The organism is Romboutsia sp., assembly GCF_035470145.1.
Lineage (GTDB): Bacteria > Bacillota > Clostridia > Peptostreptococcales > Peptostreptococcaceae > Romboutsia_D.
Genome location: NZ_DATIRC010000370.1, coordinates 1 through 24,793, shown reverse-complemented (window position 1 = coordinate 24,793; position 24,793 = coordinate 1). Strand labels below are relative to the sequence as shown.

Genomic DNA, 24,793 nt, shown 5'->3' with positions numbered 1-24,793 from the left:
ATCCTGAGCCAGGATCAAACTCTCAAATAAAAGTTTAACGGGCTCAGATACTGTTATATATCTGGCTTTGTTTGTTTGGTTTGTTTCAAATTCTATAAATTAACCTACTGTTTAATTTTCAAAGTTCATTTTTTCAACTTCTTTAGTTTACCAAAGCTTTCTTGCTTTGTCAACTTTTTTCTGTTGTTTATTTTTATCATTTGCCCTTTTCTTAAGGACAAGTATAACTATACCATCTTAAAATAATATCGTCAATACTTTTTCGACTTTTTTTTACAAATTTATTATTTGATATTTATTTCCAAGTAATTTTAGTTCCTCTAAATTTAGATTTACTAATTCATTAAGTATCTTTTTTCTTACTGAAATATCTTCATAGTTTTTTATAATTTCTTTTCTAAGTTCTCCTAGAGTATTTATATATTCTTCGTAGCTTTCATCATATTGCTCTTCTAAATCTCTTTTTATCTTAGCTGAAAGCGATGGACTTTTTCCACCAGTAGATATACTTATAAGTAATTCCCCTCTTTTTACATATGATGGAACTGTATAGTTAGATAATTCAATATCATCTACTACATTAACTAGTTTACCATTATTTCTGCAATATAGTCCTATTTGTTTATTTATTTCTTTATTATTTGTAGCAGCCACTACTATAAAACTTGTTTTTACATATTCTTCTTTATATCTATCCTGTATTACTTTTATATTATCTTTTATATTATCGAATTTCTCTATAAAGTTTTCAGATACTACTTTCACACTTTTTCCAAACTCTAAAAAGTTTTTACACTTTCTATAGGCTACTTCCCCTCCACCTATTACTGTTATTTCTATGTCTTTTATTTCTATATTAATTGGATATAACATTTATTTACCCTCCCTGATTCCTATAATAAAATTCAAAATAAAAAAGTCTTCAACTGAAGATCTATAAAGAAGACTTTTTTGAAGCACATATACGAAAATTATATTTATCCACAATCTTAAAATGAATATAATTTCCTATGTGCTATAAAAGGAGTAACAAAAGTTACTCCTTTGTGATTTTTTAATTATATATTACTTTTTTAGCATCTTTGCTAAATCCTTAGCGAAGTAAGTTATTATTATATCTGCTCCTGCTCTTTTTATTGACATTACAGATTCATATATTGCACCTTCGCTTAATATACCATTCTTAACAGCTGACTTAAGCATTGCGTATTCACCACTTACATTATATGCTGCTAATGGTAAATCATAATTATCCTTTACTCTCCTTATTACATCTAAATAAGAAAGTGCTGGTTTTACCATTAATATATCAGCTCCTTCTAATACGTCAAGCTCTGATTCTATTAATGCTTCATTGCTATTTGCTGGATCCATTTGGTATGTCTTTCTATCTCCAAATGATGGCGCTGAATTAGCCGCTTCTCTAAACGGGCCATAGAAAGTAGATGCATATTTAACACTATATGACATTATTGCTATGTGTTCAAAGCCTTCTTTATCTAAAGCTTTTCTCATAGCTTTTATTCTTCCATCCATCATATCTGAAGGAGCTACCATATCTGCTCCAGCTTTTGCATGACTTACAGCTATTTTAGCTAAATACGCTAAAGTTTTATCATTGTCTACATATCCACTATCTGTTAATATTCCACAATGACCATGACTAGTATATTCACACATACATACATCAGTAATTACATTCATTTCACTATCTATCTCTTTTATCTTTCTGATAGCTCTTTGAACTATACCATTGTCATTATAACCTTCACTTCCAAATGGGTCTTTTTCATGATCATGTGGTATTCCAAATAATAGTACATGTTCTATTCCTAATTTTTTTAATTCTCTTATTTCATCTTCTAACATGTCTACTGAAAAATGGTATACATCTGGTAAAGATGAGATTTCACTTTTTATGTTTTCTCCTTCTACTATAAATAAAGGATATATTAAATCTTCTATATTTAATTTAGTTTCTCTTACTAAATTTCTTATTGCACTGTTTGCTCTTAATCTTCTAGGTCTTCTTAACACTTTACTTCTCCTCCATTTGTCTATATAGGTTATATATTGTTTCAATAACTTTTTATTAAAATATTAATTTTCACGATATAGTGAAAATATAATAACTAAATCTAAATGTATATCTACAATTTATTTATCTTCTATAATTGTTTTAATCATACCATCTATAGTTGCAACTTCAGCTTCTTTATAAACATTTAAATTTAATTCTTTAGCACTTTGTGTAGTTATAGGTCCTATAGATATAACTTTAATATTTTCTAATTTATCTAAATTCTCTTGCCCTATAATTTCTACGAAATTCTTAACAGTAGATGAACTAGCAAAAGTTATATAGTTAGTATCATTTTGATTTAACATTTCTAAAACTTCTTCTTTTCTTGTCGGATCTACTACTGTTTCATATGTATGTACTTCTCTTATTTCACAAATTTCACTTATTTTATGTACTAAGAAATCTCTAGCATTCTTTGCTCTTGGCATTAATACCTTATCATTTTCTTTTAAAACAGGCTTTAACTCTTCAAATAAATATTCTGCTATGAATTTTTCTGGAACTATATCCGCTTTAATTCCTCTATTTTTTATTTCTTTAGCTGTAGCAGATCCGATAGCACAAACCTTTAAATTTGCTAATGCTCTACTATCAAGACCCATTTCATCTAGTTTATCAAAGAATATATCTACACCATTTTTACTAGTAAGCACTAAATATGTATAATCTTTTATATTTTTTATTTCATTTTCTAATTCTATATTATTTTCTATTTTTTCTATTTTTATAGTAGGTACTTCTATAGGATTTCCACCTAAATCCATTATTTTTTCTACTAAACTACTACTTTGAGTTCTCGATCTAGTAACCATTATACTTTTACCGAATAATGGTTTATTTTCAAAGAAGTTTAACTTATCTCTTAATCCTACTACATTACCAACTGCTATAAGTGTTGGTGGTTTTACATTTTCTCTTATCGCTGTTTCATATACATTCTCTAATGTAGAAGTTATTACTCTTTGGTTATACCTTGTTGCCCAACTTATAAGTGCAACTGGTGTGTCTTTCGATTTACCTTCTTTTATTAAGTTTGCACTAATTTTTTGTAAGTTCGCTACTCCCATTAAAAACACAAGAGTTCCATTAGTGTTAGCTAAAGCATTCCAATTTATTTCTGGATTTTCTTTATCATCTTCTCTTAAGTGACCCGTTATAACATGGAAAGAAGATGCATGGTCTCTATGAGTTATTGGTATACCTGCATAGCATAATCCACCTATAGCAGAGGTTATTCCAGGAACTACTTCAAACTCTATTCCCTCAGAAACTAAAACTTCGCCTTCTTCTCCACCTCTTCCAAACACATAAGGATCCCCACCTTTAAGCCTTGTAACTACCTTTCCTTCTTTTGCTTTATCAGCGATAACTCTGTTTATATCATCTTGAGGAAGTACATGATTACTAGATGCCTTTCCTACATATATAAATTCACAATTAGGTTTAGCTTCCTTTAAATAATTTATGTTCGCTAATCTATCATAAACTATAACATCAGCTTTTTTTATACATTCTAACCCTTTTAATGTTAATAACTTATAATCTCCAGGTCCTGCTCCAACTAAATAAACCTTACCCTTCATAGCGCTCATACTCCTTTAAAATTAGTTTTGCTAATTCATAACCTAACTCTCTAGGTGATTCTATATTTCCTTGCATTGATTTTATAATTAATGCATTACCTTCTTCATCTCCAAATAATCCTGTAAGGTTTAATTTATCACCTTCAATGTGGCAATATGCTCCCATAGGAATATGACAGCTTCCATTTACTCCATCTAAAAATCCTCTTTCAGCAGCAACCTGGATTTCTGTTATTTCATCTCTCAATGAATCAATTATTTTTTCAACTTCAGTATTATCTTTTCTAATTTCTATAGCTAATGCTCCTTGTGCAGGTGCAGGTACAACAACATCGGTTGAAAGATAACAGCTTATCTTTTCTTCTAATCCAACTCTCAATATTCCAGATGCAGCTAATACCACTCCATCTAAATTTTCATCTTTTATTTTTCTAATCCTAGTGTCTACATTTCCTCTTATTGATACTATATTTAAATCTGGTCTATGGTTTAATAATTGATACTTCCTTCTTTTACTTCCTGTTCCTATAGTTGCCCCCTGAGGTAAATCTTCTAAGTTCTTATATCCTTCTTTTAATATAAGAACATCTCTTGGATCTTCTCTTTTTGGTATACTTGCAAACTTTAAACCTTCTGGAAGAGATGATGGCATATCCTTCATACTGTGAACTGCCATGTCTATTTCTCCATCTATCAACTGTTGCTCTATTTCTTTTACAAATAGTCCTTTATCCCCTATTTTATCTAGACTAACATTTTGTATTAAATCACCTTTAGTTTTTATAATCTTAACTTCAAATTCTACACTAGGATGTTTTTGTTTAAGCTGATTTATTACCCAATTAGTTTGAGTAACTGCTAGTTTGCTCCCCCTAGTTCCAACTACTATTTTCATGGCTCAAATCTCCTTTGGACTTTCCTTCTGATTATCCTACTTTAACTGTTTTTTTTACTTCTTTATTAACTAATATAGTTGAGAAGTAAGATATTTTTTCTTCAAGGTTTATTTCTCTTAAATCATTATATACCACTTCTCCATCTTGTGATGAATTACTCACTAATATAGCATATTCTATAAGATTATTATCTTCTAATTTTTGTACTATTTCCTTAAAGTTTTTATAAACTTTCATTAATACTATAGAGCTATAGTTTTGTAATGCATAATCTATTTTTTCCTCTTCTATTGTGCAAGGTATTATTATTAATGGTTCTCTATCCATTACTAATGGGAAATTTTGATTTGATGCTATATTAGAGAATGAAGATATTCCCGGTATAGTTTCTACATCTATGCTTCCTATAAGTCTTTCCATTATATAAACATAAGTACTGTATATCATAGGATCTCCTAATGTTACAAATCCTACATTTTTTCCTTCCTTTACATCTTCTACTATTTCATCTGCCACTTGATTCCAAGCTAATATCTTTTCTCCATCATTAAAGTTCATCGGGAAGTGTCTTGATTTTATTTCTAATCCTTCTGGTAAATACTTACTTACTATAGATAAAGCTAAACTTTCTCCACCTTTTTTAGCTTCTGGTGTATATAATATATCTAAATTATTTAATGTTTCTACTGCTTTAACTGTTAATAATGAACTATCTCCAGGTCCTGTACCTATTCCATAAAATTTTGCCATCTCTAATCTCCTCCTATTTAATTAACATATTTCTTCTAATTGATTTAATTTTTCTACACAATCATTAGCATGATTCATAAATTTATCTTGTATATATGGATTTTCTCCTAACCCCTTTAAGTATATCTTTGTGTTGAATCCATGTTCTTCTAAAATAGTTTTCCATGAATCTTCTTCATCCCCTGCCATATCATTTATAGCATGATCTCCTGCTACTAACATAAACGGCATTAAATTTACTGTTTTTATATTATTCATCTTTAATCTGTTGATAACTTGATCTAATTCTGGATAACCTTCAACAGTTCCTACGTAGGCATTTATTCCTGCATCTCTTAACATATATTCTAACGCTGGATATGCTGAATGAGACTCATGGAATGTTCCATGACCCATAAATACAACAGCTTCATCATCTTCCATCTTAGGAATTTGATACTCTATAGCTTCTACTGCTTCTTTGTAATCTTCTATATATGTTAATAATGGTCTACCTAATATAATTTTCTCAAATTTATCTTGGTAACTATCCACTTGTTCTTTCAATTTATTAAATTCTTCTCCACATATTATATGAAGTGTTTGAACTATAACTTCTTCATAACCTTCTTCGTATAATCTATCTAAAGCTTGTATTGGATTTTCTACATTAATTCCATCTCTATTTTTTAGTTTTCTTATTATCATATTAGAAGTATATGCTCTATGAAAATCATATCCTTCTAATCCTTTACTTATTTTCTTCTCACAAGCTTCTATTGTCTTTTCTCTAGTTTCTTTATAACTAGTCCCAAAACTAACTACTAAAATTGCTTTTTTCATACTCAATCCACCTTGTTTATAATTTATAATATTTTTTTTAGTTCATCTATATAATTAATTACCATAGGATAATCTATTTTTTCTCTAGTTATAATTATCACTGGTATATCAAGTGTTTCACAGGCATTTACTTTTTCTAAAAATCCTCCGTTAACTCCACTTTCTTTGGTTACTACAATATCTATATCATAATGTTTATAGAGTTCTTCGTTTATGCTTTGACTGAAAGGACCCTTCATGGCTATTATATTATCTGCATTTAGACCTAATTTTTCACAACTTAGTATAACATCACTAGTTGGTAATACCCTTACAATTAAATTTCTATCTGGTATATAATCTACTACTTGTGGTAAATTTTTACTCCCAGTTCCTATAAATATATTACTTCCTTTTTCTCTTGCAAGTTTACAAGCTTCTTCAATACTACTCACTACATATTTATTTTTATAGGATATCTCTTCAATCAAAGATTTTCTTTCATATCTTAAATAATCTATATTTTTTTCCTTTGCACATTCAATAGCATTTTTAGATACTTCTATGGCATAAGGATGAGTAGCATCTATAATTTTATTTATATTATTTTTTTCTATGAAATCTATCATATCTTCCTTAGATAATTTACCTATTATGACCTTTTTCGCATGTTTTTTTGCAAGGGCCTCTCCGTAACTTGTTGTTACGGAAAGTATATATGATAAATTCTCATGCTTATTTATTCTGTCACATATCTCTAAGCTGTCAGATGTTCCGCCTAAAACTAAAATCATACAGTGTATCCTCTTGGAGTTATCATTAAATCATCATGTATAAAAGTAGATTTGTTTCCTATTATGACCATAGTAGTCATATCAACTCTTTCAAAATCCATAGTATCAAAAGTACATACAAACTTTTCTTCTTTTTCTCTTCCTACATCTTTAACTATCCCAACAGGTGTATTTCCATGTTTGAATTCACCCATTATTTCAAATGCTTTAGCTAAGTGTTCACTTCTTCCTTTACTTCTTGGATTATATAAACAGACTACGAAATCAGCTTCTGCTGCTAATCTTAATCTTTTCTCTATAACATCCCAAGGAGTTAATAAATCACTTAAGCTTATATGACAGAAGTCATGCATTATAGGAGCACCTAATATTGCTGCTGCACCTATACTTGCAGTAACTCCAGGAATAACTTTAACTTTTATATCTTGTTGCTCTTTTGAAGTAAGTTCTAATATTAATCCTGCCATTCCATATATTCCAGCATCTCCACTACTTATAACTGCAACTTTTTTACCTGTCTTAGCTATCTCAACTGCTTCCTTGCATCTATCTATTTCTTGCCTCATTCCATTTTGTACTACTTCTTTATCTTCAATAAACTCTGTTATTAAGTTTATATAAGTTTTGTATCCTACTATAACTTCAGAATCTTCCATAGCTTTTATAGCTTGCATAGTCATTAACTCTTTACTTCCAGGTCCTATACCTATAACGTATATCATTTTGACACTCTCCCCACCGAAATTGTTATTCCCTTATATTTATGTTTTTCTATTATTAGATTTCCTTTACTCAATATATGCGCTACTGGTTCTGCAACACAATATACTCCTACATTCTTTTTTACAAATTCTGATTTATCAAATAGGTAATCCACTTTAGATATTTCTTCACTGGAAATAGTAGTAAACGGTGCATCTAAGTATGATGCTAAGTCAATAATGGCTTTTTCATCATGCTTTATATCTATACTGCCAATTTCTTTAACTGATTTAATATCTATATTGTAATCATGTAACAAATTGGTTAGAGACTCTTGTAACAGTTTGCTATCTGTATTTCTTCTACATCCAATACCTACTACTATATCCCTTGGAATTACCTTTATTATTTTCTTGCTTACTTCATTTTTTACTAGACTATCCTCTTTAACTTTACTATCACATTGGCTAATTAAGTAATCTTTGATAATTTGATTTTTGTTTGTAATAACTACTACTTTATCTAATTCTTCTATGTTTTCAAGTTTATCTAGAACTTTAAATCCTCTAGTATCTATATCATAGTTTTCATCAACATATATGCCTACTTCTTGGTTATTAACTAACATAGCATTTACATCTTTTACATTTTCTCTAAAGTTATCTATATGAGCATCTAATTTTTTAGCTATCATATCTAATGAAGCTTTCTTATTTACATCAGTTGCAGTTGTTATAACTGGATTCGCTTCTATTAAATCACTTATATAATGAGTCATTTCATTAGCTCCACCCATATGTCCACTTAGTAGACTAATTATATTTGTTCCTTTTTCATCAGTTACTAATATAGCTGGATCACTAAATTTACTATTTATATATGGAGCTATAACTCTTACAACAATCCCGGTTGCCATTATAAACACTATGCACTCATATTTTTTAAATAATTTCTCTACTAGTTCACTTAATTTTTCTGTAACCAAAAATACTTTTTCTTTTTTAGTTTCTAGTTGTAAGTTATTTTTCTTATTACTAACCACATAAACATCACTATTTTTTATTAAAGAGTTTATCCTTAGTGCCAATTTCTTTCCATTTTCAGTTATACAAACTACTGCAATCTTAGTTTCTATATTCATGTTTGAAGTCCTTGTCATATAACTTCGAATTGTTGTATTCTTTACCTAAGAATTGTCCTACTAATATTAAAGCTGTTTTTCTTATATCATTTTCCTTTACTTTAACAGCTATATCTTCTAGTGTTCCTTTTACTATTTTTTCATCTGCCCAAGTAGCCTTATACACAACAGCTATTGGAGTATCCATTGGGTATCCACCTTCATGAAGTCTTTCTACAACTTTTTCTATGTCTTGTACTGACAAGAATATAGCCATAGAAGTTTGATGAGCTGCATAAGACTCTATTGATTCTTTAGATGGTACTGGAGTTCTTCCTTCCATTCTTGTTATTATTACACTTTGAGATATTTCTGGAACTGTATATTCTACACCTAAAGATGACGCCGCTCCTAGGAATGAACTTACTCCTGGTGTACAATCATAATCTATTTCTAATTTATTTAAATCCTCAACTTGTTCTCTTATTGAACCATATATAGAGAAATCTCCTGTTTGTAACCTTACAACAGATTTATTTTCTTTTATTCCTTTTTCCATTACTTCTATTATTTCTTGTAAATCCATATGTGCACTATTATGTATTTCACATCCTTCTTTACAATACTCTAAAAGCTCTGGGTTAACTAATGATCCCGCATATATTACTACATCTGCATTACTTAAAAGTTTATATCCTTTAAGAGTTATTAATTCCTTATCTCCTGGTCCTGCACCTACAAAATGTACTTTATTCATCATATTAATCTACCCCTTTTTCACAAGATATTATATAAATTGGGTTTAAAGGTTTAAAATATTCTCCTCTTCCCAGCTTTTCTAACTTAGATACGTTTAGCACTGAAACATCTATATTATTGAATCCATACTCTCTTAATAATTTTAAAGTTTCATTAAATGTTTCTACTATTATAAAGTTTGCTACTAGTCTTCCACCGCAAGCTAGCATATTTTTTGACCAGAGTAGTCTTTCGTTTAAGTTATTACCTGTTCCCCCAAGAAATATTGCATCTACTTTTCCTTGTATATCTACTGGTGCATATCCCTTTATAATCTCTACATTATTCAAATTAAATTTTTCAACATTTTTATTTATTAAATCTAGTGCATCATCATTTCTTTCTATTGAAATAACTTCTAAATTAGGATAGTTATAAGCTGCTTCTACACTTACACTACCTGTACCTGCGCCTACATCTACAAATCTTTTAGCATTTATTAAGTCTAACTTCATTATAGATATAGCTCTAACTTCTTCCTTTGTTATAGGAACTTTACCTGTTATGAATTCACTATTTTTCATATGCAATCTCCACTAAATTTGTATGACTTTTTAATCTATGATAACTACTACACACATATCAAATTTATCTATTTTTAATATATCTTCTGGTTTTCCTATTGTTATCTTCTCGTTATCATAAGATAAATTTTCTCCTACAATAACTGTCTTATTTAAATCTCTGTCTAGTATCTCTTTGCATATCTGCTTTGGACCTATTAATTTATCTGTTACCATGCATACCTTCTTATGTGAAAGTACATAATCAAAATCAGGAATTTTTCCATGACTACTTGTGATGTATAAATCATTCATATCAATATGTACTTTAGAAAATATATATTGTAAAGAACTAATTCCTGATACTACATTTAAGTCCTTCGAATCAATATTTTTAGATAAATACCTTCCAATTCCATATATAAATGGATCTCCAGATGCTATGACAGATATTTGTTTTTCTTTATTATTATTTATGTATTGTACTATTTCTTTTAAATTAGATGCTAATTCTATTTTTTCGCCCTTAAAATCTGTAATAGATTCTAAATTTCGTTTTCCTCCAATTAATACATCAGAGTCCCTTATTAATCTCTCGCCTAATTTAGTTATATAATCTGTGTTTCCAGGACCTAATCCTATAACATTTATCATCTGAATACCTCCACTAGACTGTCTGTACTATCTGATTTACCTAGCAAAGTTTTGTCCATTGAAAACATAATGACTTCTACATCTATTTCATCATCACCTAAGTACTGTTTTACCTTGGCTTTGCACTTATTACTTACTAAATCATAAAATTCTTTATAATCACTATTATCTATTATCTCAACTGCTTCTTCGGCAGTTAAACATTCACTTATTCTTTCTAATAATTCATAAGGAGCTTTCATCAAAGCTAGATTTGATACTAATATTTCACTTCTAGCATCTGCTATTTTACTATGAGTATTAAATATACCTGCTGATAGTTTTATAAATTTACCTATATGACCTGCCATAAGTATTTTTTTATATCCCATTCTTTGAGCTTCTTTTAGCATGTATCCTATAAAGTTACTAGTTCTTATCACATATTTCATATCTAAATTTAAGTTTTCTCTGATAAATTGTTCTCCATGATTTCCAGGAACTAGAATTACTTTGTCTAGTCCTTGTTCTTTTTTCATTTGAAGTTCTATAGATAGTGATTTTCTCCAACCTTCATCACTCATTGGTTCAACTATTCCAGTTGTACCTATAATAGATATTCCACCTACTATTCCTATCCTTGGATTAAAAGTTTTTTTAGCTATTTCTTGTCCCTTAGGAGCAAATATAGTTATTTTCAAGACTGTGTCTTCTCCTAAATTAACTTTTATATCACTACCTATCACTTTAGCTACTTCACTATTTATCATTTTCATAGGGGTTGGATTAATAGCAGGTTTTCCAACTTCTACGCTTAAACCCTTTTTAGTTACTACTCCAATACCTTCGCCACCACATACTAATATGTCTTCTTGTCCTTGTCTTTTGACAAGTTCTGCTCTAGCATGAATATGCATAGTATGAGTGGCATCAATATCATCTCCACCATCTTTTTCAATTGAACATTCTACATAACTATCTTGTATATTTATGTTTTCAACCTTCAATGTTAGTGGTATACCTTTTGGAGTATCTATATTTATAACGTCTATTTTCTTTTTAGTTAGTAACATGTAAGTTGCAGCCTTTGCTGCACCTGTAGCACAAGAACCTGTGGTATATCCTCTTCTGTATTTCTTACCTTCTATATACACATATTCTTCCATACTATTACCTACATAGTGTATAAAATAGCATTAACTATAGCTGCAGCTAAGTTACTACCACCTTTTCTTCCTTTTGATATTATATATGGTATTTCAGTTTTTTCTAATTCATCCTTAGATTCAGCTGCACCCACAAATCCAACAGGAACTCCTACAACTGCATCTACACTAAGTTCTCCCGAGTCTCTCATTTCCATAACCTTATATAAAGCTGTTGGAGCATTTCCAAGTACAAATATTTTTCTTCCAGGTTCTTTAGATGCTATTTCAACAGCTGCCATTGAACGCGTCATAGATTTTTCTTTAGCTAACTTTGCAGTTTCTTCGTCTGCTACTAAACATTTGTATTTACAGCCTAAAGCTTCTAATTTTTTTTTGTTTATTCCACTTAATGCCATGTTTGTATCTGTATATATAGTTGCATTATTCTTAAGTGCATCAACTATATTTTCAACTGCAGTTTCTGATATTTTTAATATATCTAAGTATTCAAAATCTGCTGTTGTATGTATTGAACGTTTTATAATTTTTTCTTCTACTAAATTTTTAAATTCATATCCAGGTCTTATATCGTCTATTATATCTTGTATCATTTCAAAACTTTTTTCTTCTATCATCATAGGATTTTTTATGTATTCCATTCTAATTCCCTCCTGATTCCACCATCTATAATATCTAGGGTGTAAATTTTATTGTAAACTGCATCTAATTTAGCTTGTTTTAACAACTCTATTAATTTAATATCATTCATACACTTATCTATCATAACTGCGACAACTGTTCCGCTATGCGCAATATTAACTCCATAAGCTCCATAGTTTTGAGATATTTCTATTATTTCTTTTAATCCTTCTTTTTTATCTATATTTTCATTAGCTAAGCTACTAAGAGTACACGCCCTTCCAATAGTATGTAAATCATTTTTTCTTATACCTTCTTCTAAAAGATAAAATGCTTCTTTTATAATTTCTTTATTTTGTATTTTGATTTCCTTATAATTTGGTGTATTTCTAATTTTCATTGTATCTAAAGTTTTATTTGGCTCTAGAACTATGACTCTAGAATTTTTAATATTTCCTAAATACTTTATTACTTGTCCACTTAAAGGATTAAAAATACTATTTTTTTCTATATAAGTAGAGTCTGTTGGTTCTATCGTAGATGCTAATTTAGATATTTCTTCACTAGTTAAATCTTTCTGTATTAACCCTAATGTTGCAACTATAGTAGCACCTATATCAGCAGTAGAACTTGCCATGCCTTTACCAATCGGTATTTTACTGTGTATATTTAATGAAATATTTTTACTTTCTTCAATTGGTAGTCTAAATTTTTGAAATACTGCTTCTATTGCTTTTCTAGATTTATAAGGTCCTAGATTTATATCTTGTAACTTTTCTTCAATCATTGCTGTTGAGTACATATCTATTGCATATGAACTCAAATACTCTTCATTGTCCATCATACCTTGGACAAACTCTCCACAAGATGCTGGGCAAATACCATAATACTTCATACTAATCACCTAATACATTTTTCATATGTTTTATAAGGATTTCATTTTCTTCATGAGACTTTATAGCTACTCTTATATAGCTATCATCTAATCCGATAAAATTTGATGCATCTCTTATAAGAATATTCCCTTTTGTTAATAATTCGACTTTTATTTCATATGACCTTCTATCATTAAGCTTAATCAATATAAAATTTGTATCTGTATCGTAAACTACTATGTTTTGTATGTTTCTTAACTCCTGTAACATGTAGCTACGTTCTTTTATATAATATTTTTTACTATCTTCTATATAGTTTTTATCTTCAAAAATATGATTAGATAAAGTGTCAGCAAATGAATTTATTGTCCATGGCTCTTTATAGTTATGAATCTTTTCTATTATCTCTTTATTACTAGTTAGTCCATATCCAAGCCTTAATCCTGGCATACCGAAAAATTTTGTTACAGCCTTTAGAATAAATATATTTTCATATCTTTGTACATATTTAACTAGGCTATATTTTTCTTCTTCTGCTACAAACTCCATAAAAGTTTCATCAACTATAAGTAACTTATTATTTTGTATCATTAGGTTTAGTAACTCTGTTAAGTCTTTAACCTTACCATTTGGATTGTTAGGATTACATATAAACAAGCTATCAAATTTTTCAATATTTTCTTTTATATCTTCTAAATCTATAGAAAACTGTTTTTTTTCATTTAGATTTAAATTTATAATTTCTAATCCGCTTAATTTAGCACTTCTTTCATACTCTGAAAAAGTAGGATTTAATATAGCTAATCTTTTCCCTATACTCTTCATTAATAAATAGATTATTTCTGTAGCCCCATTTCCAGGTATTATAAAATCTGATTTCACACTTATATATTTTGATATGTTATTTCTTAAATTTGTATAATTTATATCTGGATAACTTCTACACTCTGATAAACCTTCTAGTATATATTTTTCTAATCCTTGTATTACTTTTGGGTTTATATTTGAACTAAAATCTATTATATCTTTTGGGTTTTTATCGTACATTTTTGCTATGTGATTTACATTCGCTCCATGACCTAAATCTTTCATTTATACCCCCCTTAATTTAGCCCACACAGTGGCTCAAAATTCGCTTCACTCAATTTATCATTTTGATTATAAAGTCATAAATAGTACTGTAAATATAACCATAGAAGTTATTGAGGTAGCATACATTATTTTATTTGTTTTCACTATATCATCTATTTCAATATCTCTGATTTTATCTCCTATTGTAGGTTTGTACACCGATTGACCAAAGTATATGTTCGTTCCTCCTAACTGCACTCCTAAAGCTCCTGCAACAGCACCTTCTGGATATGCACAGTTTGGACTTTTGTGATTTTTTCGATCTCTAATTGCTATTTTAGAAGAATTTTTATAATCATACCCCAATATTAAGCTCCCTACCATCATTAATAAAACTGAAATTCTAGCAGGTATATAGTTTGCAATATCATCAATTTTAGCTGATGCAAATCCCAAGTCTTTATATTTTTCGTTTTTATATCCTACAGTAGAATCTAAAGTATTTATGGCTTTATAGGCCATTGCAAGTGGTGCTCCACCTATAAAAGCATAAAACATTGGTGCAATTATTCCATCAACTGTATTTTCTGCTACAGTTTCTATCGTAGCCCTGATTATTTCACCTTCATCTAAATGCTGTGTATCTCTTCCTACTATATAAGATAATTGAATTCTAGATTTTTCTATATCTCCAATTTTTAAAACTTTATATATTTTTACAGCTTCATCTTTTAAACATTTAGTAGCTAAAGTTGTATAAATTAAAAGTGAATTTACTATTATAAATCCTCCTGGAATAAAACTACTTAACTTAACTATTAAGTATGTAACTAAATAAGTTATTCCAACTGTTACAAACCATAAAACAAATCCACCTTTTTTTAAATCCTTATCCGTTTTAGCTACTTTTCTTATTTTGTTTTCAGTTACTTTTATTAATTTTCCAATGTATCTAACTGGATGAGGAAAAGAATATGGATCTCCTATAATTAAATCCATTATGTATCCTATATAAATAGATAATATATTCATATTACTTATTTCCTTTTTCTAAAAAATTTTTTATACAATTTAAGTTATTGTAAAAATGTGTGTGTAGATATGTAGCTAAAGTATTGTTTTTGCTATATCCACCTTCCCATTCATCAACTACTTTTTTGTCTCTTTCTTTTCTCATTATATAAGCACATTCTTCATCAGTTTCAAAAACTGAATGGTGGAATTCATGTCCTTTTATACTTTCATCTTTTTTAGATAAAATAGTATCTACTTTAGCAGTTCCATAGCAATATCCAAATCTTTTTAAAGATGCTGTCATCTTACTATATCCTTTAAATATTCCTACCATCTCATACTCTTTATTTTCTTGGTCTAATAACTTTTCTCCTAGATACATTAATCCACCGCATTCAGCATATATAGGGATATTATTTTCATGAGCTTCTTTTATGGATTTTCTCATGCATTCATTTTTTTCTAATTCTTGACCAAATATTTCTGGGAATCCTCCACCGATATATATATAGTCTGATTTTGGTACTTCTTTGCCTTTTAACGGACTAAAGTATTTTATATTTAACCCCAATTCCTCAAGTAATTCTATATTTTCTCTATAATAGAAGTTGAAAGCTTTATCATATGCTAGTGCTATAGTTTTGCCTTCCATCTTGTTGCTTTCTATAAAATCTTTTAAATCAAAGTTGCTTTCAACCTCTTCTGTTTCAGATATTTCTAGTATTCTATCTATATCTATATACTTTTCAATTTCCTCTGCTAAATTATCAAATTTAGTTTTTAATGAATCTATTTCTACACTAGGCACTAATCCTAAATGTCTAGATTCTAGAGAAAATTCATTATTTGGAGGGAAGTAACCTAAAACTTCAACACCACAATATGTTTCAATTGCTTTCTTTATTATTTCATAGTGTGTTTTAGTTCTCACATTGTTAACTATTACACCTTTTATATTCACATCTTTATCAATTTCCTTATACCCAAGCACCATAGCTGCACTAGATGCTGCCATAGCTTTACCATTTATAACCAATATAACTGGAGCTTTTAAAATTTTTGATGTATGAGAACTCGTACAATTATCTAAATCTATTCCTATACCATCATAAAGGCCCATTACCCCTTCAACTACTGATATATCTGCATCTTGTGACGATTTATTAAATACATATTTTATTTTTTCATCATCTAACATATATGAATCTAAGTTTCTTGAGTGTTTGCCAGTTATAAAAGTATGGTATGAAGGATCTATATAATCAGGTCCAACTTTATATGGCTGAACTTTCATATTCCTCTTCGTAAGAGCCTGCATAATTCCTAATGATATAGTAGTCTTCCCTACACCACTATTAGTTCCTGCAATCAAAATTTTCTTCATTATATTCCACCTAACCATTGAATTTATTTTTTGAGCAACGGATGTGACCGAATGCATATGAGCGTCATATCGTTAGCGACATGAATGGAGCAAATTTTTTATACAGTTTCTTTCTCATGCTCGCTCATTATTTTATAAATTTTTTCTATATCTAAATGTTCTCTCAATAAATCTGCTAATTTATCGTATTCTTTTTGCTTAAATTCTTCGAATGAAGTTACACTACTTTCTATTCTATCTAAACCTTTTTGATTTCTTATATTATTTAAAAGTGTTCTAGTAAAATATACATCATCAAATATACCATGAAGGTAAGTTCCTACTACATTACCTTCTTTATTTACGCTACCTTCTACATAGTTTACTTGTTCATCTAGCTTCTTATTGATTACATTTAAATTGTTGACTTCCGTACCTATCTTACTTATTCCCATGTGTATTTCATAACCTTTTACTTTCTTTCCTCCAAGGTTAATCATATATCCACCAAGTCCATCACATATTGTGGCTTCTACTTGTGTAGTTGTTTTTTCCATCTCAAATGTAGTCTCTGTATCTAAAAGCCCAATTCCATCAAACTCTTCAACTTCACCTTCAACATGGTATGGGTCTTTAAGCTTCTTCCCTAACATTTGATATCCTCCACATATACCAAATATCAATTTACCTCTTTTATGTAATTCCTTTATTTGTTCTTCTAACCCATTTTCTCTTATGTACTTTAAATCATCTATTGTACTTTTACTTCCTGGAATTACCACCATATCAGGATTTCCCAGTGTCTCACCATAATCTACATATCTAATACTTACATCTTCTTGAGTTTCAAATATGTTAAAGTCTGTGAAATTAGACATATGAGGAGTTCTAATTATTTCTATATGAATATCATTTTTATTCATCTTTGTCTTAAATCTAGTTGTTACGCTATCTTCATCTTCTATTTTTATATCACTATAAGGAATAACTCCAAGAACAGGAACTTTTATTATTTCTTCAAGCATTTTTACCCCTTCAGCTAAAAGTTCTTTTCTTCCTCTGAATTTGTTGATAATTACTCCCTTAACTCTTTTTCTTTCTGATTCACTTAATAAAAGCATTGTACCTGCTAATGATGCAAATACTCCTCCCCTATCTATATCTCCAACTATTATTACTGGTGCATCTGCAATTTCTGCCATTCCCATATTAGCAACATCACGTTCTCTTAAATTTATTTCTGCCGTACTCCCTGCACCTTCCATCACTACAATGTCATAGTTATTACTAAACTGTTCAAATATATTCTTTAATTCTTTTGCTAACTTAGGTTTATAATTATGATAATCAGATGAAGACATATTTTCTATCACCTTACCTCTCATAATCACTTGGCATCTATGGTTTCCTGATGGCTTTAATAATATTGGATTCATATCTGCTACTGGTTCTATACCTGCTGCTTCTGCTTGAAATACTTGGGCTCTTCCCATTTCAAGCCCTTCTTTTGTTATAAAAGAATTTAATGCCATATTTTGTGATTTAAATGGTGCAACACTATATCCATCTTGTTTAAATACTCTACATAGTCCAGCAGTTAAAATACTTTTTCCAACGTTAGAAGCAGTACCTTGTAACATTATCTTTTTGCCCATAATTTCACTCCCTTTATTTTTATAATCTTCTCAATATTAAGAAAGTCCTAGCTCTTTTAGAGCTAGGACTTTTATTCTATAATATATCAAATAAAAACCTTCACCCCGAAGATCTCATTAATAAATTAAATTAGGCAGGTATCCTGGCTCAACTTCATCCTACTCCTATACCTTCCCATCCTTAGGACAGTGGTAATTTCTAGTTTCGTCAGTTTTACAGTAGCGGGGGCTGCAAAGGCATTTAACCTTTTTCCCTTTTAATCTATAAGAACCTATTTTAATCTAATATTCGATTTTAAAGGCTAAATAAAACTCGTATTATTCATGGTGTTTATTACAGTAAACCCATTTTCCACTTCTAAAATCGTAATTGATGCATTATCAATCTTAAAATTCCAGTGGTACTCATAGCTATTTGATATTAAGTAAGTTATTATATTTCTTATTGTTCCTCCATGAGAACATATAAGTATTGTCTTATCTTTATTGTCAAAAACTATTTTACTTATTTCATTTGCCACTCTATTATAAGAGTCTATTAAACTCTCTCCATTGGGATATTTATATTCATATCCTTTATCTATAATTGATTTAAATTCATCAGGGTAATTTTTTTTAATCTCATTGAAGGTTACCCCTTCAAAATCTCCAAAACTAATTTCTTTTAACGTTTCCTTTTCTATTATATCTATTTTTTTTAATTTAGCAATTTTTCTTACTGTGTCTTTTGTTCTTGATGATGTAGTAGTATAAATTTTATCTATATCTATTTTTTCTAAATATGTTGTCAATTTATCTATTTGTTTTTTTCCAATTTCACTTACAACACTATCTATATGACCTGATAATCTGTTGTTTTGGTTATCAATAGTCAATGCATGTCTTACTAAAATTAATTTTGTCATATTTACACCTCTTTAAAGGTTAGCCTATCATTAGGTATATGTAAAGTAAATATATAACTTCTCCAAGTTCTACGCTACAACCTAAAATATCTCCTGTTACTCCATCAATCTTTTTGTATATATGTTGTTTGAACATTTGATTAAATATAATAACAATCACTATAGAAATTAAGATTTTAAGTAATAATATAGTTGAAGAATTAAACATTAATTTTGATATTAATGCTATTATAGCTATCGTATATGTTATAGCTGTTATAAACATACTAGTTGTTGACTTACCTATAAATAAATTTCCCATTCCTTTAGCTCTAGGACTAACAGTTTTATATGTTAATCGTATCATGCCTAGCCTACCTATTATTGGCATAAATATTATCATCCACATAAACCCTTGATTTATAATACTGTATATAAAACCAATTTTAAGTAACATTACAAACATTATAGCTAAAAGTGAGTTAGTTCCTAATCTAGAATCTTTCATTATTTCTAGCATTTTTTCTTTATCTCTATAACTATATATAGCATCAAATGTATCTCCTAATCCATCAATATGAAGACCTCCCGTTAACACTACAGATGATAAAGTTATTATTATAGCTGTTATAAACGGATCAAATATTTTCATTGATACTGTTCCCACTAAAAATAATAAAATTCCTAAAACAAATCCTACAAGAGGAAAATATGTTATAGATTTATGAAAATCCTCATCAATTCCTACATCTATATTTATCGGTATTCTGGTCATAAATTGAAGTATTGCAATAAATCGTTTCATAATTTACCCCTTTATTTTCATAGGTATACCACTTACTACAAAATATACTTCATCACTTTGTGATGCTATGCATTGATTTATTCTACCTACTATATCTGTATATACTCTACTAAGTTTGTTAGCTGGTACGACTGCCATTCCAAGTTCATTAGTTACTGCAACAAAATATAAATTTGTATTTTTTATTTCTTCAATTAATTTATTAACTTGGTCTTTTATGTACAATTCTAAATTATTTATTTCATCTTGCGTTGCTTTATCTATATCTAAATCATATGTAAACATTAAATTATTAACTAATAGAGTAACACAGTCTAATATTATAGTTTCATGATTTTCAGATACTTCTTCAATTATAGAATATATATCTTTATATATTTCGTAAGTCTTCCAGTTTTGTGGTCTACTTTCTTTATGTTTTTTTACTCTGTGTTTCATTTCATCATCAAAAGGTATTGATGTTGCTATATACGCAGTATTATTATTTCTATCTATACATAATTGTTCTGCAAAATTACTTTTACCAGATCTTGCTCCACCTGTTACCAATATAACTTTGCTCATTTTTATTCTCCTATCTTAAACTGTTATCTACCCATTCTACTTCATCAAATGTAGCCATATTTTTATATGTATAATTAGCTGCTTCTATAATATTAAATGCTAAAGCGGCTCCACTACCTTCGCCTAATCTCATATCCATATTTAATACAGGACTTAATTTTATTACTTCTAATGCTTTTTCTGTTCCTGGCTCTGCTGATGAATGAGATGCTATCATATATTCTCTACTTTTAGGATTTACTTTATATGCTAATAATGCTGCTGCATAAGATATAAATCCATCTAAAACAACAGGTATTTTATTTGCACTACATCCTAATATAACGCCTGCCATAGCACCTATTTCAAATCCACCAACTTTAGATAATATATCTATCGCATCTTCAGGATTTGGCTTATTTAATTCTATAGCATTTCTTATTGTATTTGCTTTATGTTGTATCTTTTCTTTCTTTAGCCCTGCACCTATTCCAGTTACGTCTAAAGGATCACAATCACATATTACAGATATTATAGCACTACTTGGTGTTGTATTACATATACCCATTTCTCCAATACCTATAACTTTATATCCTTTTTCTATGCATTCTTCAGCTATTTCTATACCTATCTCTAAACATCTTATAGCTTCTTGTCTATTCATAGCAGGTCCTTTTGCCATATTTGATGTACCTTTTCTGATTTTATAATCTAAAACACCATCTAGTTTATGATCACAGTTTATTCCAACATCTACAGCTACTATATCAGCACCTACAAACTTACTTAATACTCCAACCCCACATAGCCCTTTTGAAAAATTAGGAAATTGAAGTTGTGTTATATTTTGTGGATCTGGTGCTACACCTTCCTCATAAACCCCGTGATCTCCTGCAAAAGCTATAATTACTTTTTTAGATGTATCAAATTCTTTACTTTGATATATACCTGCTAATTGCATACAAATATCTTCTATCTTACCAAGGCTACCCGTAGGTTTTATAAGTCTGTCTAGTCTTTGTTTAGCTTGTCTAATAAAAGTATCATCTAAAGAGTATATATTTTTTGATATGTTTTCTAGTAAGCTCATTTTCTTTTCCTCTCATTATTTGATTTTAAAATATTTTACCTAGCCTGAAAGGCTAGGTATTATTTTTTTAATCTTATTTGCCTTGTCTCGTTGATTTATAAATTTTGTTAAATACATAAAATGTCTTATAAAACTATTCTACATTTTACTTCTTTATCCTCTAATATTTATATTGAAACTGACAATAAATTTATTTTTTACTATTATTAAAGATTATGCGCTACTTTTAAAGCCTCATAGCTAGCTTCTATAGTATAATCTATATCTTGATTTGTATGAGCATTTGATAAGAACATAGCTTCAAATTGTGTTGGTGCTAAAAGAACACCTCTCTTTAATAATTCTTCAAAATATTTATTAAACTTAGCTACATCACACTTTGTTACATCATCATAATTATTTATAGGCCCTTGCGCAAAGAATAAACAAACTAATGAACCAGCTCTATTTACAGTATAATTTAATCCTAATTTTTCTACATTAGATTTTAGTCCTTGCTCTAATCTTATAGCCTTTTCCTCTAATTCTGTATATATTTGTGGATTGTCTCTTAATATTTCTAAATTCTTTTTCCCCATGTACATAGCTAATGGATTTCCTGATAACGTACCCGCTTGGTAAACAGGCCCTACAGGAGACACCATACTCATTATTTCCTTAGTTGCACCATAAGCACCTACAGGAAGCCCTGCACCTATTATTTTACCAAAGCAAACCATGTCTGGCTTTATTCCAAAGTATCCTACTGAACTACTATAATTTAATCTAAATCCAGTTATTACTTCATCAAATATTAAAACAGTCCCATATTCTTTTGTTATATCTCTTAATAACTGTAAGAATTCTTGTGTTCCAGAAACTACGCCCATGTTTCCTGCTACTGTTTCTACTATTATTGCAGCAATCTCATGTCCTTGTTCCTTAAATATTTCTCTTACTGCATCTAAATCGTTGTATCTACATACTAATGTATCTTTTACAACATCTTCTGGAACTCCAGGACTTGTTGGTACTCCATATGTAATTGTTCCAGACCCTGATTTAACTAATAATGCATCTGAATGACCATGGTAACATCCTTCAAACTTTAAAATCTTATTTCTTTTTGTGTATGCTCTAGCTACTCTTAAGGCACTCATTGTTGCTTCCGTTCCAGAGTTAACCATACGAACTTGATCTATAGCAGGATATGCTTGTACTATAATCTTTGCCATATCCACTTCTATAGCTGTAGGAACTCCATAACTTGTTCCTTTAGCTACTATTTCTTCAATTCCTTCAACTATTTCTTTTGGACTATGTCCTAACATAAGTGGTCCCCAAGAACAAATATAATCGATATATTCATTCCCATCTACATCATATATTCTACTTCCATGAGCTCTATCTATAAAAATCGGATCTAATCCTACTGATTTAAATGCTCTAACAGGGCTATTAACTCCTCCAGGTATATACTTTGTTGCTTCTTCATATATTTTTAGTGATTTTTCATTTTTCATCTATAATGCCTCCCAATATTTAAAGTTCAAATAACTCTTCAACTAATTTTATATACTCTTCTCGTTTACCTTTATCTTTTGTTTGCTTTAAATTAATTATCGGTTCTCTTATAAGCCTTTTTAATGCAGATGTCATCATTTTATCTATGATTTTTTTCTCTCTATTATCAAGATCAAGCTTTCTAAATATGTAATCTAGAGTATCTTCTCTTATCTCTAAACATTTATCATTTAATGATTCTATAGTTGGGTCTATATGTGTTGAGTCAACCCATTCTATAAATTCATTAATACTACCATCTATCATTTTGTAACCTATACTAGCCAATTCTTTTCTCTTTTGATCATTTTTTTCATGAATTTCTTTTAAATTATCTATATCATAAACCTTTACATTTTCTAGTTCATTTATCTTAGGATCTATATCTCTTGGAAGAGCTATATCCATCATATAAACTTTGTTTTGAATTTTTGGCATATCCTCATATCTAACTACTATATGCGGAGATGCAGTTGCACTTATTACTATATCTACATCATTAAGTACTTTATATCTATCACCATATTCAATTGGCACAATATTTTTATATTCATGTTGTATTTCTTTTATTTTTCCATGACTACGATTTGATACATATATTGTATTAATATTTTCTTCTTCTAAATGTCTCATTGTTAACTTACTCATTTTACCTATACCTATAACTAAAGCGTTTTTCCCCTTTAGACTACCTAGCTTTTCTTCTAAAAACTTTACTCCTATATAGCTTATAGATAATGGTTGTTGTGATATCTTTGTGGTATTTTTAATATCCTTAGCTGTCGTTATGGCTTCTCTAAATAGTTTGTTAAATCTCTTTTTACTAGCACCTAATTGCATAGAAAAATCATATGCATCCTTTACTTGTCCTAATATTTGATCCTCTCCTAATACTATAGAATCTAAGCCTGCTGTAACTTTATATATATGCTCTATAGCCTCTCTATTAATTTTTGAAAATAGATATTTTTTTACATCAGAAGAGTTAAAGAAACTTTCATAAAAATCCTCTACTACTTTTATTTTTTCTTTAATATTTTTAGATTGGATATATATTTCACTTCTATTACAAGTAGATAGTATCACAATCTCCTCTATTTCTTTATCTAGTAGATAATTTATAGCCTCTATTTTTTGCAAATCCGTAAAAGATACTCCTTCTCTTATGCTTATCGGAGCTAAATTATGATTTACTCCTACGACCCCTATATCCATAGCTAACCTCCAAACTATTTTAAGTTTTATTTATATTTACTATTTATAGTATACATCTACATGCAAATTTTGTAAATTTAGAAGTTTAAATATGTTTTTGAACATAAAAAAAAGACTACGTGGCTACGTCTTACTCTCCCAGGAGGTTGCCCCCCAAGTACCATCAGCGCTAAAGAGCTTAACTTCTGTGTTCGGAATGGGAACAGGTGTATCCTCTTTGCTATTATAACCACATAATCTTTATTTTTTAATGGAGCGGGTGAAGGGGATCGAACCCTCACAGCCG

Annotated in this window: 25 protein-coding genes, 1 rRNA gene and 1 riboswitch; all 26 genes read right to left on the bottom strand. The window is 29.2% G+C overall.

Annotation, left to right across the window (positions count from 1 at the left end):
* Positions 1 to 273: 273 nt before the first annotated feature.
* Positions 274 to 873 carry a bifunctional precorrin-2 dehydrogenase/sirohydrochlorin ferrochelatase gene (locus tag VLM92_RS14725; protein WP_325277078.1) on the bottom strand — a complete coding sequence of 200 codons (600 nt, stop codon included), beginning with the start codon at positions 871 to 873 and terminating at the stop codon, positions 274 to 276.
* Positions 874 to 1,065: 192 nt separating this feature from the next.
* Positions 1,066 to 2,037 carry a porphobilinogen synthase gene (gene hemB / locus VLM92_RS14720; protein WP_325277077.1) on the bottom strand — a complete coding sequence of 324 codons (972 nt, stop codon included), beginning with the start codon at positions 2,035 to 2,037 and terminating at the stop codon, positions 1,066 to 1,068.
* 120 nt (positions 2,038 to 2,157) lie between these two features.
* Complete coding sequence (gene cobA, locus VLM92_RS14715) at positions 2,158 to 3,666, bottom strand: uroporphyrinogen-III C-methyltransferase (protein WP_325277076.1); 1,509 nt, start codon at positions 3,664 to 3,666, stop codon at positions 2,158 to 2,160.
* Positions 3,656 to 4,561, bottom strand: a complete 906-nt coding sequence (gene hemC / locus VLM92_RS14710) for a hydroxymethylbilane synthase (RefSeq protein WP_325277075.1) — start codon at positions 4,559 to 4,561, stop codon at positions 3,656 to 3,658. The genes cobA and hemC overlap by 11 nt, the downstream gene beginning before the upstream one ends.
* Before the next feature lie 31 nt (positions 4,562 to 4,592).
* A complete protein-coding gene (locus VLM92_RS14705) occupies positions 4,593 to 5,312 on the bottom strand; it encodes a cobalt-factor II C(20)-methyltransferase (RefSeq protein WP_325277074.1) in 720 nt (239 codons plus the stop codon).
* Between the two features lie 21 nt (positions 5,313 to 5,333).
* Positions 5,334 to 6,134 carry a sirohydrochlorin cobaltochelatase gene (locus VLM92_RS14700; protein ID WP_325277073.1) on the bottom strand — a complete coding sequence of 267 codons (801 nt, stop codon included), beginning with the start codon at positions 6,132 to 6,134 and terminating at the stop codon, positions 5,334 to 5,336.
* A 23-nt stretch (positions 6,135 to 6,157) separates the two neighbouring features.
* Positions 6,158 to 6,907 carry a precorrin-6A reductase gene (gene cobK, locus VLM92_RS14695; RefSeq protein WP_325277072.1) on the bottom strand — a complete coding sequence of 250 codons (750 nt, stop codon included), beginning with the start codon at positions 6,905 to 6,907 and terminating at the stop codon, positions 6,158 to 6,160.
* Positions 6,904 to 7,629, bottom strand: a complete 726-nt coding sequence (gene cobJ / locus VLM92_RS14690) for a precorrin-3B C(17)-methyltransferase (RefSeq protein WP_325277071.1) — start codon at positions 7,627 to 7,629, stop codon at positions 6,904 to 6,906. The genes cobK and cobJ overlap by 4 nt, the downstream gene beginning before the upstream one ends.
* On the bottom strand, positions 7,626 to 8,750 hold the full coding sequence (gene cbiG / locus VLM92_RS14685; protein WP_325277070.1) for a cobalt-precorrin 5A hydrolase: 1,125 nt from the start codon (positions 8,748 to 8,750) through the stop codon (positions 7,626 to 7,628). The genes cobJ and cbiG overlap by 4 nt, the downstream gene beginning before the upstream one ends.
* Positions 8,734 to 9,486, bottom strand: coding sequence for a cobalt-precorrin-4 methyltransferase (locus tag VLM92_RS14680; protein ID WP_325277079.1), 753 nt, complete (start codon positions 9,484 to 9,486; stop codon positions 8,734 to 8,736). Before VLM92_RS14680 ends, cbiG begins: the two co-directional genes overlap by 17 nt.
* Positions 9,487 to 9,490: 4 nt before the next feature.
* Positions 9,491 to 10,051 carry a decarboxylating cobalt-precorrin-6B (C(15))-methyltransferase gene (locus VLM92_RS14675; protein WP_325277069.1) on the bottom strand — a complete coding sequence of 187 codons (561 nt, stop codon included), beginning with the start codon at positions 10,049 to 10,051 and terminating at the stop codon, positions 9,491 to 9,493.
* A 30-nt stretch (positions 10,052 to 10,081) separates the two neighbouring features.
* Positions 10,082 to 10,684 (bottom strand): cobalt-precorrin-7 (C(5))-methyltransferase, encoded by a 603-nt coding sequence (locus VLM92_RS14670; RefSeq protein WP_325277068.1) that lies wholly within the window; start codon positions 10,682 to 10,684, stop codon positions 10,082 to 10,084.
* Positions 10,681 to 11,829, bottom strand: a complete 1,149-nt coding sequence (gene cbiD / locus VLM92_RS14665) for a cobalt-precorrin-5B (C(1))-methyltransferase CbiD (RefSeq protein WP_325277067.1) — start codon at positions 11,827 to 11,829, stop codon at positions 10,681 to 10,683. The genes VLM92_RS14670 and cbiD overlap by 4 nt, the downstream gene beginning before the upstream one ends.
* Before the next feature lie 8 nt (positions 11,830 to 11,837).
* Positions 11,838 to 12,470, bottom strand: coding sequence for a cobalt-precorrin-8 methylmutase (locus tag VLM92_RS14660; RefSeq protein WP_325277066.1), 633 nt, complete (start codon positions 12,468 to 12,470; stop codon positions 11,838 to 11,840).
* Entirely contained in the window at positions 12,458 to 13,345 is an 888-nt protein-coding gene (locus VLM92_RS14655; RefSeq protein WP_325277065.1) for a cobalamin biosynthesis protein, read from the bottom strand. The genes VLM92_RS14660 and VLM92_RS14655 overlap by 13 nt, the downstream gene beginning before the upstream one ends.
* A 1-nt stretch (position 13,346) precedes the next feature.
* Positions 13,347 to 14,417 (bottom strand): histidinol-phosphate transaminase, encoded by a 1,071-nt coding sequence (locus VLM92_RS14650; RefSeq protein WP_325277064.1) that lies wholly within the window; start codon positions 14,415 to 14,417, stop codon positions 13,347 to 13,349.
* A 66-nt stretch (positions 14,418 to 14,483) separates the two neighbouring features.
* Positions 14,484 to 15,428, bottom strand: a complete 945-nt coding sequence (gene cbiB / locus VLM92_RS14645; RefSeq protein ID WP_325277063.1) for an adenosylcobinamide-phosphate synthase CbiB — start codon at positions 15,426 to 15,428, stop codon at positions 14,484 to 14,486.
* 1 nt (position 15,429) lies between these two features.
* On the bottom strand, positions 15,430 to 16,794 hold the full coding sequence (locus VLM92_RS14640; protein ID WP_325277062.1) for a cobyrinate a,c-diamide synthase: 1,365 nt from the start codon (positions 16,792 to 16,794) through the stop codon (positions 15,430 to 15,432).
* 98 nt (positions 16,795 to 16,892) lie between these two features.
* Positions 16,893 to 18,428, bottom strand: coding sequence for a cobyric acid synthase (locus VLM92_RS14635; RefSeq protein WP_325277061.1), 1,536 nt, complete (start codon positions 18,426 to 18,428; stop codon positions 16,893 to 16,895).
* 116 nt (positions 18,429 to 18,544) lie between these two features.
* Positions 18,545 to 18,719, bottom strand: a riboswitch (cobalamin riboswitch).
* A gap of 11 nt (positions 18,720 to 18,730) precedes the next feature.
* Positions 18,731 to 19,333 (bottom strand): histidine phosphatase family protein, encoded by a 603-nt coding sequence (locus VLM92_RS14630; protein ID WP_325277060.1) that lies wholly within the window; start codon positions 19,331 to 19,333, stop codon positions 18,731 to 18,733.
* 19 nt (positions 19,334 to 19,352) lie between these two features.
* Positions 19,353 to 20,117 carry an adenosylcobinamide-GDP ribazoletransferase gene (gene cobS / locus VLM92_RS14625; protein WP_325277059.1) on the bottom strand — a complete coding sequence of 255 codons (765 nt, stop codon included), beginning with the start codon at positions 20,115 to 20,117 and terminating at the stop codon, positions 19,353 to 19,355.
* 3 nt (positions 20,118 to 20,120) lie between these two features.
* Positions 20,121 to 20,681, bottom strand: coding sequence for a bifunctional adenosylcobinamide kinase/adenosylcobinamide-phosphate guanylyltransferase (cobU, locus tag VLM92_RS14620; protein ID WP_325277058.1), 561 nt, complete (start codon positions 20,679 to 20,681; stop codon positions 20,121 to 20,123).
* A gap of 10 nt (positions 20,682 to 20,691) precedes the next feature.
* Entirely contained in the window at positions 20,692 to 21,750 is a 1,059-nt protein-coding gene (gene cobT / locus VLM92_RS14615) for a nicotinate-nucleotide--dimethylbenzimidazole phosphoribosyltransferase (RefSeq protein WP_325277057.1), read from the bottom strand.
* A gap of 206 nt (positions 21,751 to 21,956) precedes the next feature.
* The gene (gene hemL / locus VLM92_RS14610) at positions 21,957 to 23,252 is read right to left on the bottom strand and encodes a glutamate-1-semialdehyde 2,1-aminomutase (RefSeq protein WP_325277056.1); all 1,296 of its coding nucleotides are present in this window, start codon (positions 23,250 to 23,252) and stop codon (positions 21,957 to 21,959) included.
* A gap of 19 nt (positions 23,253 to 23,271) precedes the next feature.
* Positions 23,272 to 24,507 (bottom strand): glutamyl-tRNA reductase, encoded by a 1,236-nt coding sequence (gene hemA / locus VLM92_RS14605; RefSeq protein WP_325277055.1) that lies wholly within the window; start codon positions 24,505 to 24,507, stop codon positions 23,272 to 23,274.
* A 117-nt stretch (positions 24,508 to 24,624) separates the two neighbouring features.
* Positions 24,625 to 24,741 (bottom strand): 5S ribosomal RNA (gene rrf / locus VLM92_RS14600).
* Positions 24,742 to 24,793 lie beyond the last annotated feature (52 nt).